This is a genomic window from Paenibacillus vini, from assembly GCF_018403325.1.
In the GTDB taxonomy this organism is placed as follows: Bacteria; Bacillota; Bacilli; order Paenibacillales; family Paenibacillaceae; genus Fontibacillus; species Fontibacillus vini.
In genome coordinates, this window is record NZ_BOSL01000006.1 from 1 (window position 1) to 14102 (window position 14102).

Sequence of the window (14102 nt, forward strand, 5' to 3'; positions counted from 1 at the left end):
CGTGTATTATCAAGGGGCGATTTACATTTTTGGCGGTGGATTAACGCAAGTCGATGTGTTTTATACGGACGACCAGCCAGAAAGAGTAGCTTTATTAGCATGGCTAGCTACAAGATAGGAGGGATACAATGCGTACCAAAACACAAAATCTCGGACTTAACGTCTGGAGCCGCGATGATAAACTTAACGTTGCGGAGTGGACCGAAAACTTTACGAAGCTGGACGCTGCCGTCCCTGCTGCCGAGCAAGCCGCAAAGGACGCCGCAAAACAGTATACGGATGACGCGGTAGGTGACGTAGAGGCACAAGTACAGCTCGTCAGCGATGCGGTCAACGGGGCGACAGCGGATGTAGGCTCGCTAAATCAGCGCGTGACGGCGGCAGAAAACAAAAGTGTAATAACCCAAATCAATGACCTTGCCGCGAGCTCCCCATCTACATCCGTTAATATTGTTGGAGGCACGGGTATTTTGGTGGAGAGTGTTGCGGAGACAAACGAAATAAAAGTAACCGCAACAGGGACAGCATTACCCGGGGAACACGCATCTACGCATTTAACAAATGGCAGTGATCCGATACCGGAAGCAACAACATCATCAAGTGGGTTAATGAGCCCGTTGGATAAGCAAGCTATCGCGGACACAACTGGTATGCTAGACGACATTGCCGCGCAGTTGGCGGAAACGGCAAATGGAAACGCATTAATAAACGGTAATTTTGATGTTTGGCAAAGGGCAGTAAATGCCAATATGGTCGGTATGCAGTATGTTGCAGACAGGTGGCAAAATGTTCTCATATCTAGCGTAAGTGACCCCTCGGTAATCACTGTAAATCGCATGCCTTCGCAAGGTGGAGACGTACCAGGCTCGGCTTATTATATGCGATTTGAGATAACAAACCCTGGTACAGGAATCGTTTCATACGCGCGTTGCAACATGATGCAAGCAATAGAAAATGGCGTTCGCAAGCTCGCTGGCGCGGGGAGAAAGGTAACGTTGAGTTTTTGGGCCCGTACCAATATCCCTGGAAAATTAATCGGAGTAAATCTCCATCAAGACTATGGTACTGGCGGTACGCCATCAACATACGAAAACATATACGGAAGAAACTTTGAATTAACCTCCGAATGGAGGAGGTACTCACATACATTTGAGACAAACTCTCTTGCAGGGAAAACATTTGGATTGAACAATAACGATGTATTGACACCACAAATTTGGCTAATGTGGGGAGAAGACTACAAGATCAGATTTGGAACACCAGTGCCAGAAACTTTCCGGTCAGCCGGCTACGTTGATATTGCCCAAATACAGTTAAATACTGGCGACAAGGCGTTATCTTTTCAACCGAGAAGGATCGCCGATGAAATAAACGCTTGTCAGCGGTACTTTAAAAAGTCCATTGTAAATTTTGTATATTCCAACGTAGATAAAATCTACACCGCATTAGGCGGATGGGGGAGACCAATGCGTATTCCACCTACAATAACCTTCGGCCAATTGCGGGGGACTTACGGAACAGAAATAGACACGACAGCCACATTATTACAACAAGACGAGAATGGAATTAAAACTATCCTTCTCGGTGAACTTCCCGTTTTAAATCAGGCGATAAGTTGCGAAGTTTCCGCTGACGCTGAATATTAAGGAGGTTTTAATTTGCTGGGATATAAGCATTTCATCCGAACTGATCACGGTGGTAAAGTTCTGCATGGTTTTTCGACGGCCTTTGAAAGTCCAAGCGGAAATGACATAATGGTGAATGGAAACGCCGAAAGACACTTTCCAATAAACGTGTTGAATGCGGCCGGAGAACCTATATACGAATTCATTGACGGGAAAATGGTAGCTATGGAGAAAGCATAGTAGGACGAAACTGCACAACAAGCACACTTATAATGAGTGTGTTTTTATTAAGCCCTCGGAGCTGATCCGGGGGCTATTTTATTACGGAAGAAGGCGGATGGATGGATTGGGTAGCGGTAATCGCCGTAATCTCAACGGTAAGTAGCATTATACTCGCGTGGACAACTTTCGCACGCAACGCAAAGCATGACATCAGCGCAAGCACGGAGTCCGACGTTGTTCAGCGTGTGGACGTCGAATATATCAAGCGCGGCATTGACGATATTCGTGCGGACGTGCGTGCGCAAGGCCAGCGTGTGGACGGTTTGTCCGAGCGAGTAACGCGACTTGAGGAGCGTCAAAACAGTCGCGAACGGTTGGACAAATTTGCGTAGGAGGCGCGGCATATGATTTACTCCGCGATTGCGATTGGAGTTGCGGTATTGGCGGTCGTACTGGCGCTGTTTTGGCGGCCCGGCGAACGAAAGGAACGTAGGAAGCGTAAGAAAATCGAGTTTAGCAAGATCGTGCTGGCGCTCGTCATGGCGACGTACTTTTTCGGCGTCGTCATCGGCGTCGTCGTTGTATTGCGGTCGAGTGCGGAATTGGGCGCATTGCTTGCGTTTATTGGCGCGCCGGTGGCAACGGCTCTCGGCTTTTATTACTGGAAGGCGAAAAATGAAAACGTAAGTAAAATCAAATTACATACGCCGGACGACCCGGCAGAGGAGGAAGGACCCTGATTGATTTAACGCCAATTGTACAAGCGGTTGTCGTATTGATCGCGGCTGTTATAACGACGTTTGTCGTCCCGTATATCCGCAGCAAAACCACTGAGCAACAACGCCAGCAGATCGCCGCATGGACGCGCATCGCCGTAGCCGCAGCGGAACAAATTTATAACGGACCCGGGCGGGGGGATGAAAAGAAGCGCTATGTGCTCGACTTTCTGGCGGCGCGCGGCTATACGGTCGACACCGACGCCATTAACGCGCTGATTGAAGCTGCGGTCCACGAATTGGGGGCAGTTTAAACGTGAATAAATCGGAGTTTATCGCCAAAATCGCGCCTCACGCTGTCGCCGACATGCGCAAAACGGGCGTAGCGGCTTCGCTAACCATCGCTCAGGCTGCGCTTGAGAGCGGATGGGGCGGCAGTGGCCTTACGAAACGCGCGAATAATCTTTTCGGGATCAAAGGCGCAGGGCCGGCGGGGAAGTGCGTTATGCCCACGCGTGAGTATAGCGGCGGCAAGTGGATTACGGTCGATGCGGCCTTTCGCGCATACCGCGATTGGGGCGAATCGATTGCGGACCACTCGGCGCTGTTTTTGCGCGGTGTATCATGGGACCGCAATAAATATCGCGGAGTCATCGGCAAGCGCGGGGCTGCGGCGGCCCGTGCGGTGGCGGCGGCTGGCTACGCGACCGATCCGGATTATGCCGCGAAGTTGATTGCGATTATGGATGCGCACAATTTGTACGACTATGATACGCAGGGGGAGGCGGAACCGAAAGTGACGAAGGATGACGCGAATAAGATAATTAACACGTGGCTGAAACCGGCGTATGGCGCGGCAAAAACGGTAGCCGAACGTAAGGAAATCGGACGACTGGCGGATGAGCTACGTGTGGCGTCGGGCCAACCGAAACAAAATGGTTGATGCAAATTCTTGCGCATATAATTGCGTTGCAATACGGAAATAAGAGAACAAAACCGAATAATGCGAAATAACGGAACCCCTCGCGGGTCTTTGCGTAATTGACGTAGAGACTATGTCGAGGGGTTCTTTTTTCGTTTATGGGATGGTATGATTTAGGTAATTCGGAGGGGATACATATGCGGTTTAAAAATAAATGGGAATATGCGCTGGCTGGGTTTGTACTTGCGGCCGCTGTTTTAGCAGTAATTGTCCTAAGTTTAAACTATGGAAGTAGCGGCGGTCGGTCGAAACCCGCGGACAGATCCGAAACGAAGGATGCGATGCAGACGCAAGCGCCCACTAATTCAGAAACTAAAACCGAACCAGCGGACAACGCGCAGGGTACAGATAAATCGGAGCCGAAATTTGACTGGGCGAATGCGGAAGTGACCGAAGAAAACGTAAAAAAGGCGCTCGAAGATAATATAGGCGCTGCGATGGCTATTCCGTTGACGGAAGAAAGATTCCGCAAGTTCGTGACTAGTGCGGATGCGCAAGGGGAGTACGTTGAAATAACGTTAAACCCCGGAATTTTTGCGGATTATAAAGACTTCGTTAAAAGAGCGGGCGGTTCGTTGATCGCGTACTCTAAGGTTTTATTTGAGAATCCGCAAGTTTATGAGGTCTCGTTGAATGTATTAATTGATAATGTTGGTGGCGGTGAGAATAACGGGGTATACATATCGTGGAGACGTGATCAGGTGGCCGACGTTGATTATGACGCTGTTTTGGACAATATGTTTGGCGACTACACGATTCCTTATCAGTTGGCGCGGAAATACAACATTCAAAAGGATATATATGATGGGCTGGAAGAGTTCAACTTACCTGAATCGAATAACTTATAAGTAAAGAGGGCGCAGATTCGCGGAGTCAGATCCGTTGGGTCTGCGCCCTCTTTATTGTGTTTATCGCTTAGTCTTTCTACTGCGTTCCAATTTACCAACAATCGCGTTCATTGGCGAAAACTCTTCGTGGTTTTTTTTCACGTTCTTATCGGACAGGTGCGTGTAGTGTGCCGTCATTCTTCCGTCCGCGTGTCCGAGAATAACTTGTAGATGGCGTTGCGAGCCGCCTTCTTCAAGAAAGAGAGTCGCCCCGGAATGGCGCATTAAGTGCGGGTATACTCGCTTATCTAATCCAGCCATTTCCGCGTACTTTTTTAATTGGTGGCGAAAGTGATTAGGAGTCAGGCGCTCTCCGTAATTACTCAGAAATACGTAGTCACTGCTAAACTCGACAGTCTCACGCATCAACTCGGTTATAAGTTTCAGAGTCCGCTTTGTGATCGGAACTATCCGTGACTTTCGTGTTTTTGTAATATCGCGGCGAAGGAATACGCTGCAGGTCGACGGGTCTACGTTTTCTCGCCGGAGAGTCAACGCCTCATCAACGCGAAGCATTCCGTCAATTAGTAAGTTAAGCACAACGTAGTCGCGGAACTCGCTATACTTCCGTTGGTTCGGAGCGTCGAGTAGGCGCTTCAACTCCTCAGGAGACAAAACCTCGATGTCGCGTCCGATATCTTGAACATTCCTCAAATATGCGAAGGGGTTTGAGTCAATGACTCCTTCTTCATGCAAAAACTTGAACATTGTCTTTAAATTCTTGATACGCGTGTTAATCGACTTAGGCTCAAGCCCGATGGTCCTCACGTAATCAGGAACGTTACAATCCTCGCTAAACTTAACCTTTTCGTCGCGCAACCATATGATGTACTCGCGGCCGAGCTCTACGTCTACGTTTCGAATGTCTCGCCCAACGCCGCGCATGTCCAGGTACTCGCAGAAGTACTTATAGTTCGCAACGTATGTCTTGAGGGTGTTGTCTGCGCGCCCCTCTGCTTTTCTCGCCTGATAATAATATTCGAACAAATAGTCGAGCGAATATCGCAGCTTGTCCGAAGTTCTCTCGTTCTTAACCGCGCGCCCCTTACGTTTGTCTTCGCTCAAATCAAAAAAGCTCCTTCCCGTTATATTACGGAAAGAAGCCGATTATTCTGCGCGTATATCTTCGTCAATTTAGAGCGTATATCCGTATATGTCAACGTACAGTCAACGTATACAGTCAGCGTACAGTTTGCGTTGAAACAACGGGATTTTAACGATGACGCTGCCAGCGATGCGCTCTCCCAGCTGAGCTAAGGCCCCTTGTCTCATAAGCGACTATTTTATTTTATAAAAATGGTTGCTTGATGTCAAGAATTTTTTTGAAAAAAATATCCGGCAAGATTACCGGATTAAATACTGCCCTAAAATTAGAAGCGGACTGCGGTAATTCTCGGAAATGGAATCATTACGACTTGTCCGGAATCATCGATCAGTTCGAGAGATTCTGTTTGGATAGATACGAGAGTTCCTTGAATCAGGGATTCTCCGGCAATAACCGTCAAAAACCTTCCTTCCGACTTGGCTAACTTCTCGTAGGTTTCGGCATCCGGAAATTTTGAGGCCTCGATGGACGATTCTAGGTGGTCAATCCGGTTCTCCAGCAGTTCGATTCTGGCCTGGAGTGTTCGTATTCGTGTGCGTAGCGGGGTATTCAACAGAAATTGTAATGCGCGCATACATATCACCCCCTTCACTATATGATATGTTTAATAGTTTGATAGGGTTTGGACAACGTTAAGAAAGGTGAGAAGCCGGCGGGCTTTCGGTGTGGTTACTTTGGAAAACATTCAGGTCTGCAACGCTATTGTGCGGTCATTTAGGGTGTGGTTCAATAGACTGGTAAGGCGGATTTTGATGTTTACCTTACGAGGCGATTCTCATGGGAGTATAAGGAGGAATTAAGGTGAAGCCTTCGACTTCGTCTTCGCTTCATATTCAGCCGGACCAAATAATCTTGCCGTCAAGGTTTCCGCTCTCGATTTCGAGCTCCAAGGGGGTAACGCCTTCCTTCCAGCGGCTGCACTGGCACCGGGCGCTCGAGATTAACTGGATTACCGGCGGCAGCGGCATTTATATGATCAATGGCCGGGAATATCATTTCGAGCAGGGGGATCTGTTTCTGATCGACTCTCATGATCTGCACCGTGCCTACGAAAGCAAAAACCTGGAGATGGTGATCGTGATGTTTGAACCCGCATTACTTGGAGCCGAACAGAGATACGATCCGGATATTTTGCAGCCATTCAGACATACAGGAACGAGATTTTCCAATCACATTTCTCATACCCATCCGTCCAGTCCATTGCTGGGCGAATATATTGAAAAAATGCAGCGGGAGTATGAGTCGGGCCAGCCTTCCTTCATCTCGGCTGTCCGCGGGCTGCTACTGTTGTTCATGACGGAAATTAACCGGCGTTTCCGCACGGAGCAAGACACATTCGGGTACGCCAGCACGAAGCATTTGGAGCAAATCCGCGAGGTCATTCAAACGATGGATGCAGACTTGGCGAAGCCCTGGTCCTTAAAGGAGTTAGCCGATCTGGTTCATTTAAGTCCATCGCGCTTCAGTGTGTTATTTAGTCAAATCGTCGGATCGTCGCCGATGAATTATCTGGTTCAACTGCGGCTCGAATACGCGGTCAAGCTGCTGGAGGAAGATGATCTGAGTGTACTGGAAATTGCCGAGACCACCGGATTTCGCAACTTGTCCAATTTTAACCGGTTATTTCTTCATCATATCGGGGTATCGCCGAGCGTTTTAAGAAGACGGCTTCGCGGTAAAACCGAATAAGACTCAAAACAGTAAGATAGTATCATTATAGAGGACTATTGCAGAGGAATTGCGATAGTCCTTTTTTGTATGCTAATGGTGAAGGAGAGATGCGGGATGAAGTTTTATATGGGTGTTGATGCAGGAGGAAGTAAAACATATTGTTTGCTGGTGAACGAGAAGGGTGAGACCGTGGGCCGGGGAGTCTCCGGTAACGGAAATCACCAGACCAATCCGCTGGATGCGGAGAAGAATATAGCATCAGCGTGTTCCAATGCCCTAAGGGAAGCGGGTCTGAAACCGGCTGAGGTGGAATTTGCTTATTTCGGGCTTGCCGGGGCGGACCGGGAACCGGATTATGTCATTCTCCGGCCGATGATCGCCAAGCTCGGCTTTCCGAGACACGCCATTGCCTGCGATACCATGATCGCTATGCGCGCCGGAACGGACCGTTCTTACGGAGCCGTTGTCATCAGCGGCACCGGGTTTAATGCGGCGGCAAGGAACCGGGCGGGAGAGGAACTCCAATATGGCGGCTTCGGTTATTTATTCGGGGATGGACAGGGTTCGGGCCGGGACATGGCCAACTTTGCGTTCCGTTCGGCGGTACGTGCTTGGGACGGCCGCGGCAGACCGACCCTCCTGCATGACATGGTCTTGGAGACGACAGGATTTGCAAGCGTACCGGATATGCTGGATGCAGCCTTGGATGAGGGTTATGCGCCGCCGCTGCACTTGGCTGAGCTAATATTCCGGGCAGCGGGACAGGGTGATGAGGTGGCGGTCGGCATTCTCGCCGAGCAAGGAGTTGAGCTTGGCAATGCGGCAGCCGCATTGATTCAGCGTCTTGGAATGGAGAATGAAGAATTCGACGTCGTTCTGGGCGGTAGCGTGCTGGCCAAAAGCGTGCCGGCTATTATGCAGGATGCGCTGGCAAAGAGGGTACGGCTCACGGCACCGCAGGCGAAAATCACGAGAATCACCATGGAACCGGTTGCGGGCGCCGTGCTAAGCGCAATGGATCAGGCGGGAATTCAAGCCGGGACTCAAGTGATGAATAATCTGAATACTGTTTCATTTGACGATTTGAAAGGGGATGCGAGGTAGTGAAGGAACAACGGAAAATCAAAATTGCTGTCATAGGCGGGGGCTCATCTTATACGCCGGAACTGGTGGAAGGCTTGATCAAAGGTTACTCAGATATGCCGGTATCCGAATTATGGCTCGTTGATATCGAAGAAGGCAGACATAAGCTTGAAATCGTAGGAAGTCTGGCGAAACGGATGGTAAAAAAATCAGGACTTCCCATGCAGGTCCACTTGACGCTGGACCGGCGGGAGGCGATTCAGGGCGCTGATTTCGTTACTACCCAAATGCGCGTAGGCCTTTTGGAAGCCCGGAAGCTGGATGAGCATATTCCCATCCGTCATGGAGTCATCGGCCAGGAAACGACGGGTCCGGGAGGCATGTTCAAGGCGCTCCGAACCATTCCGGTCATCCTGGATATTTGCCGCGATATCGAAGAATTGGCACCGAACGCATGGATGCTGAATTTTACGAATCCAGCCGGGATGGTAACGGAGGCGGTGACCAAATATTCCCGCGTGAAAACCGTAGGCTTATGCAACTCACCGATCAATTTCAAGAAATTTCTTGCCGAAGCCTACCAAACGCCCGAAAGCCAGGTTTTACCCGAATTTGTCGGAATCAACCACCTGCACTGGGTAACCTCGGCACTAGTGGACGGTAAAGAAAGATTGCCGGAATTGCTGATGGGCAAGGGCGAATACACAGCCAAAAACGTACCTACCATGGGCTGGGATCCGGAATTTTTGCAATCCCTCGTCTGTATTCCGACGTATTATCTGAAATATTACTATATGACGACGGAAATGCTTGAAGAGGAGAAGGCAGCGCTTGAAAAGGATGGGACCCGGGCCGATGTCGTTAGCCGTGTGGAGAAAGAATTGTTTGAGCTCTATGCCGACGAGACACTGGAGGACAAACCGAAACAATTGGAGCAGCGGGGCGGAGCGTTCTACTCCGAGGCGGCGGTTCATTTAATGCAGTCGCTTTATCTGGGCCGGAACGATATTCAAACCCTCAATGTGCGAAACGGCGGAATTTATGATTTCCTGCCGGAAGATGCCAGTATCGAAATTAACTGTGTCGTTACCTCCGGGGGCCCGATTCCGCTTGCGCCAAAGCATGTTCCGCAGCAAATCAAAGGATTGCTGCATGCGGTGAAAACCTATGAAAGCCTGGCGATCGACGCGGCCGTCAGCGGGGATCGGGGGCTTGCCCTGCAAGCGATGGTTCATCATCCGCTCGTGCCTTCGGTCTCCATCGCCAAGGTGCTGCTGGAAGAATTGCTGGAGGCTCACAAGCGTTATCTTCCGAACTTCTTTGCTTAATTTAATCAGTTTTGCATGACCACAGCAGCCTTGGGATCATCTGGCCCCGGGCTGCTATTTTTGCGGGCTTATCTCGTTCCTGATTCCACAGTACAAAAGCTTCCTTCCTTGCTTCTGACCGTTATGATATATTTTGATTAGAGCAGTTGGACAAGCATAGGCCGAAACGGCCACTATCGTTGAAGGAGAGATTGCGGAATGATCAAGCATATCGTGTTGTTCAAATTGAAGGACTCCTCCCCGGAAAGCATTGCAACTACGGCCGGCGTGCTGCGCGACCTGAAGGGAAAAGTAGAGCAGCTCCGGGAGCTGGAGGTCGGGATCGATGTGGTTAAATCCGCGCGTTCCTACGATATCGCACTGGTGGCAACATTTGATTCTCTGGAGGATCTGGAAGGCTATCAGGTTCATCCCGAGCACAAAAAAGTAATCGAGCATATGACGCAGGTCCGGGAAAGCCAGGTAGCCGTCGATTTCGAATTTTAGATCTTAATTAAACTGATTTCATAACTTCATCTATTGATCACGAAGGAGAACATGCCATGTATTATGTAAACCGGGAACAAATCGAACGCCGGCTGAATGTAATTCCTGAGCTTGTGCAAGTTGTCGAAGCTGCCGGCTCCGCCCGCGAAGCGTCATTGCTCGAACGGTTTGCCGAAGAGAGAGCGCTTCATTTGGCGATTGAGATCGTAACGGACGTAGGGAGTTATTTGATCGACGGCTTTATTATGCGAGATGCAAGCAGCTACGAGGATATCGTTGACATCATGCATGACGAAAAGGTGATCGGCGAGGAGTTGTTTCAAATGCTGACCCGCCTGGTCCGGTTACGGAAGCCGCTCGTTCAGGAATATTTCGATTGGGACCGGAGCGGCGCTCATGCGCTGGCGGGACTTCTTCCGCAGCTGCTGGATGATTTTGCGGGCAGAGTTCGGGCGTATTTGGATAAGGAAGGGATCACAGTCTGACCGGAGCCTCTTTTTTTCTCGGGATGTGTGACGGGATAAGCCCAAGGTGCTTATAATACATTATCGATATAGGCATTTGCCCGGTAAACACAGGGATCGCCGTTTACGTCAGGGAAGATCCGGGATAATGCCGACAAGGGAGAGATGAAGCGTGAAAAAAGAAACTAAAGGCTTGATCTGGGGTGCCGCCATCGGTACGGTTCTTGGCGGGGTAACTGCGTTGCTGTTCGCTCCGAAACCGGGACGCGAGCTCCGCAAGGATATCGCCGACGGGGCGCGTCAGGTTAGCGAGAAAACGCAACAGGTCGCTGAGAAGGTTGGCGAACAAAGCAGCCAACTGGCAGGCAAGGTAAAGGAAACGGCCGAAGGACTGGTTAATGATTTCCAAGCATGGCGTGCGGCCAAGGGGAACACGGAAATCGAAGACAAGGAAGTGCTGATTTCCTCGTTCGGGGAAGAAGAGGTTACTTCCGATGAGACGGCCGTAGTCGGTATTGCCGAAGAAGCGGAAGTTGAGGCGGCGGCTGCGGTAGAGCCGGAAGAGGCCGAAACTACAGTGGAGACAGCCGCTGCGGTCATAGAAGGGGAAACGGAACAAAAATTATAATATGCAATTTAAGCATAAGAACAAGGAGACCCGAAAGGGTCTTTTTGCTTTTTTACGGTTAAATATGGAAAGAGCCCTTTTAGTTGTACGGCTTCATAAATTGAGTTAAGATTTAGGTACGCTTTATGGCCGCAAAACATAAAGTAGGTAGAGAAAACGAAATACAAATCTTTTGGCAAAAGGAAGCGGTATGTTCGTGCAGCAAGCCATCGCAATATTAGACTCGGGCGTAGGAGGTCTCACTGTCGTCAAGGAAGTTATGAGACAGCTGCCTAGAGAAAAAATTATTTATTTCGGCGATACCGCGCGCTCTCCCTATGGTCCTCGCTCTTCGGAAGAGGTGCGCCTATTTACCGAGCAAATCGTAGATTTTTTAGTTCAATTCGACCCTAAAATGATCGTAATCGCATGTAATACCGCAACTGCGGCTGCTTTGGATTATATCAAGGCGAAGGTTTCCATTCCCGTCATCGGCGTCATTCATCCGGGAGCCCGGGCTGCCATCAGCGCTACAAAGACCGGCAGAGTCGGAGTCATCGGAACGATCGGAACGATTCGGAGCGGCGCATACACCTCTGCTCTTAAAGAGCTGAATCCGGCGATTGAAATCGTCAGCGAGGCTTGTCCCACACTGGCTCCGCTTGTGGAGCAAGGACGGTATGAAATGCCGGAAGCGCTGGAAGTCGTTGAGGATGCGCTCCGCGATATTAAGCAGTATCCGATTGATTGCTTGATTCTGGGTTGTACTCATTATCCATTTTTGAAAAGAACCATGCATAAAGTGATGGGGCCCTCGGTTAAACTGATCAGCTCGGCGGATGAAACGGCTCGGGAGATCAGTACGGTCCTTCATCAAAAAGGCCGGCTTGCCCGCGGAAGCGAAATTCCGGTTCACCAGTTCTTTTGCAGCGGGGAACCTGAAATATTCCGCAGAATTGCACTGCAGTGGCTGGGAAGGCAAATTGAACTGACACCCATCGTCTGGCAGGTTTCCAACCCTTCCCGATGAAGCAAAAAACCTTTGGACGGGATTTGTTCCGCCAAAGGTTTTTTTGTACATGTAGGTCTGGGCTATACAGCCAGGGAGTCCGGACACATCACCCGCAAAGCTCCCGGATCCGCGGATGCGGTGAGCGGAGTGGATGCGACATGTTCCCCGTCCCCCAGCGCCAGTCTCGGCAGGCTGCTGTGAATGGTAACGTTGCTGCCGCGGAGCATCGTCACGAAGGGGAAGCGGGTATGCTTGCCGAACAGCAGCGTCGGGAACAGCAGCATAAGCTTCAGCCGAGAACAACCGTGGACGATGCAAATGTCCAGGAGACCGTCATCGGTTTTCGCATCGGGACAGATCGCCAGTCCTCCGCCATAAGTGGTTACATTGTTCACGGCGGCGAGCCAGGCGGATGGGAAAGTGTGCTCGATCCCGTCGCATTCGACGCTCAGAGGTGCGGGACGGAAGGTAAGCAGCGTGTGGAAGACGCCGATAATGTAAGCGAGACGGCCCATGCCGAGTGCATTGCAAATTTTTTTGTAGCGGCTGTTGTTTACGTTATGGGCGACCTCGGCGTCAAACCCGACCGCCAGCGCAGTCAGCGTGCTGCCGCCGGAAATCGAGATGAGGTCGGCGTTCCGCGGCATCCCTTCCAGCATGACGTCCAAAGCGGCGGCAGTTTTTCTAGGAATCCTGAAGCCGCGGGCAGTATCATTACCCGAGCCGGCGGGGAAGACGGCCAATGGAATGCCCGAATCCCGCATGGCGGGGAGAAGGCTGTGAATCGTGCCGTCGCCGCCCACCACACCTACCGCTCTCCAGTCGGATTTAAGGGCGAATTGCTCCTTTAAATATGAATGCGCTTCCTCTGCGCTGCGGGTATATATATAATCATAAGGAATATTCCGACGTTGCAGGATATCCCGGATCTTTTTCCAAACCCGGTCCCCTCCGCCGTTGCCGGAATTTTGATTTACGATAAATAAATACATGACCATTCCCCCATCAATTTAGCAAGCAATCACCTGTAAATTCAGTGTAAGCAAAATAACGTTAAAAAGAAATCATTATTAATTAAAAGTGTGTGTTCAAAAAGTCGACTTTTCAGCACCGGAAGGCCCGTCTGAATTCAAGATTCGATGTCGGGTAAGCAACATGAAGCGCTTCGTGATCAAAAGATGACTTTATTGAATAACCTCTTAAAAGGAGTTTCGCGTATGCAGTTGATTGCCATGATTACGATGCTGATCGATCATATCGGACTGCTGTTCTTCCCGGGCGAAATGGCCTGGAGAATAATAGGGCGGATCGCGTTTCCGATTTACGCTTATGCGCTTGTTCAGGGCTACACCCACACTTCCAATTTTAAAAAATATGCCCTCCGGCTGCTGTTAATCGCAGTCTTATCACAAATTCCCTATCAAATTGTCGTCAACGAAGGCGGTTTGAACGTGGTGGCCACGTTGCTGGGAGCTGTGCTAGTGCTGCGAATGCTGGACAGTGTTAAACCGGGTCCGCTCTCCGCCTTGCTCATTGCGGGTTGCTGCATTGTGATGGAGGTACTGCCGTTCGATTATGGGGCATATGGACTGCTCCTCGTGCTTATATTCAAATATGCGCGTTCAACGCAAATCCTGCTGATGCACCTGCTGCTGAATCTGGTTTATTTGCTGTCTTACGGCTGGGTCGTTCAAATGGTCAGCATATTGCCGACCCTGGTCATCGTCTTCGGTCCGCAGCTTTGGAAGGCGATGGAGGCCCGGCGTGTGCCGGCCTGGGTTTGGCGTTCCTTTTACCCGGCGCATCTGGCGATCCTTGCCGTCATCGTTTATATGGCGGGAACCGGGTAGGTATCAGCCTGTTTTCGAACGGGTGGTACGTTTGGGAATACGGATGACGTTCCGGCGAAACGCA

17 protein-coding genes are annotated in these 14102 nt (G+C 50.3%); 14 read left to right on the forward strand and 3 right to left on the reverse strand.

Annotated features, from left to right (window positions below; all coding sequences use genetic code 11):
* Positions 1-128: 128 nt before the first annotated feature.
* The 6 genes from KJS57_RS10535 (at position 129) to KJS57_RS10560 (ending at position 4393) form a co-directional block, all read left to right on the forward strand.
* Entirely contained in the window at positions 129-1646 is a 1518-nt protein-coding gene (locus KJS57_RS10535) for a hypothetical protein (RefSeq protein WP_213654759.1), read from the forward strand.
* Between the two features lie 320 nt (positions 1647-1966).
* Positions 1967-2239, forward strand: coding sequence for a hypothetical protein (locus KJS57_RS10540; RefSeq protein ID WP_213654760.1), 273 nt, complete (start codon positions 1967-1969; stop codon positions 2237-2239).
* 12 nt (positions 2240-2251) lie between these two features.
* Positions 2252-2587 (forward strand): hypothetical protein, encoded by a 336-nt coding sequence (locus KJS57_RS10545; RefSeq protein WP_213654761.1) that lies wholly within the window; start codon positions 2252-2254, stop codon positions 2585-2587.
* A gap of 14 nt (positions 2588-2601) precedes the next feature.
* Entirely contained in the window at positions 2602-2877 is a 276-nt protein-coding gene (locus KJS57_RS10550; protein ID WP_280520379.1) for a phage holin, LLH family, read from the forward strand.
* A gap of 2 nt (positions 2878-2879) precedes the next feature.
* Positions 2880-3506, forward strand: a complete 627-nt coding sequence (locus KJS57_RS10555) for a glycoside hydrolase family 73 protein (protein ID WP_213654763.1) — start codon at positions 2880-2882, stop codon at positions 3504-3506.
* A 176-nt stretch (positions 3507-3682) separates the two neighbouring features.
* Positions 3683-4393, forward strand: a complete 711-nt coding sequence (locus KJS57_RS10560) for a hypothetical protein (protein WP_213654764.1) — start codon at positions 3683-3685, stop codon at positions 4391-4393.
* A 60-nt stretch (positions 4394-4453) separates the two neighbouring features.
* On the opposite strand, the gene KJS57_RS10565 is transcribed toward KJS57_RS10560, so the two are convergent.
* A complete protein-coding gene (locus KJS57_RS10565) occupies positions 4454-5497 on the reverse strand; it encodes a tyrosine-type recombinase/integrase (protein ID WP_213654765.1) in 1044 nt (347 codons plus the stop codon).
* 305 nt (positions 5498-5802) lie between these two features.
* A complete protein-coding gene (locus KJS57_RS10570) occupies positions 5803-6111 on the reverse strand; it encodes a hypothetical protein (protein ID WP_211021037.1) in 309 nt (102 codons plus the stop codon).
* A gap of 227 nt (positions 6112-6338) precedes the next feature.
* Between KJS57_RS10570 and KJS57_RS10575 the strand changes: the two genes are divergently transcribed.
* The 7 genes from KJS57_RS10575 to racE all read left to right on the forward strand — a co-directional run bounded on the left by KJS57_RS10575 (position 6339) and on the right by racE (position 12206).
* Positions 6339-7226: an AraC family transcriptional regulator gene (locus KJS57_RS10575; RefSeq protein ID WP_213654766.1), complete on the forward strand. Its 888-nt coding sequence runs from the start codon at positions 6339-6341 to the stop codon at positions 7224-7226.
* Between the two features lie 96 nt (positions 7227-7322).
* On the forward strand, positions 7323-8312 hold the full coding sequence (locus KJS57_RS10580; protein WP_213654767.1) for an N-acetylglucosamine kinase: 990 nt from the start codon (positions 7323-7325) through the stop codon (positions 8310-8312).
* The gene (locus KJS57_RS10585) at positions 8312-9619 is read left to right on the forward strand and encodes a 6-phospho-beta-glucosidase (protein ID WP_213654768.1); all 1308 of its coding nucleotides are present in this window, start codon (positions 8312-8314) and stop codon (positions 9617-9619) included. The genes KJS57_RS10580 and KJS57_RS10585 overlap by 1 nt, the downstream gene beginning before the upstream one ends.
* 198 nt (positions 9620-9817) lie before the next feature.
* Positions 9818-10105: a Dabb family protein gene (locus KJS57_RS10590; RefSeq protein WP_213654769.1), complete on the forward strand. Its 288-nt coding sequence runs from the start codon at positions 9818-9820 to the stop codon at positions 10103-10105.
* Between the two features lie 56 nt (positions 10106-10161).
* Positions 10162-10590 (forward strand): DUF86 domain-containing protein, encoded by a 429-nt coding sequence (locus KJS57_RS10595; RefSeq protein WP_211021042.1) that lies wholly within the window; start codon positions 10162-10164, stop codon positions 10588-10590.
* Between the two features lie 151 nt (positions 10591-10741).
* Positions 10742-11197 carry a YtxH domain-containing protein gene (locus KJS57_RS10600; RefSeq protein WP_213654770.1) on the forward strand — a complete coding sequence of 152 codons (456 nt, stop codon included), beginning with the start codon at positions 10742-10744 and terminating at the stop codon, positions 11195-11197.
* 190 nt (positions 11198-11387) lie between these two features.
* Positions 11388-12206 (forward strand): glutamate racemase, encoded by an 819-nt coding sequence (racE, locus tag KJS57_RS10605; RefSeq protein WP_213654771.1) that lies wholly within the window; start codon positions 11388-11390, stop codon positions 12204-12206.
* 62 nt (positions 12207-12268) lie between these two features.
* On the opposite strand, the gene KJS57_RS10610 is transcribed toward racE, so the two are convergent.
* A complete protein-coding gene (locus KJS57_RS10610; protein WP_213654772.1) occupies positions 12269-13180 on the reverse strand; it encodes a diacylglycerol/lipid kinase family protein in 912 nt (303 codons plus the stop codon).
* 225 nt (positions 13181-13405) lie between these two features.
* Between KJS57_RS10610 and KJS57_RS10615 the strand changes: the two genes are divergently transcribed.
* Positions 13406-14038 carry a TraX family protein gene (locus KJS57_RS10615; protein WP_211021046.1) on the forward strand — a complete coding sequence of 211 codons (633 nt, stop codon included), beginning with the start codon at positions 13406-13408 and terminating at the stop codon, positions 14036-14038.
* Positions 14039-14102: the final 64 nt, after the last annotated feature.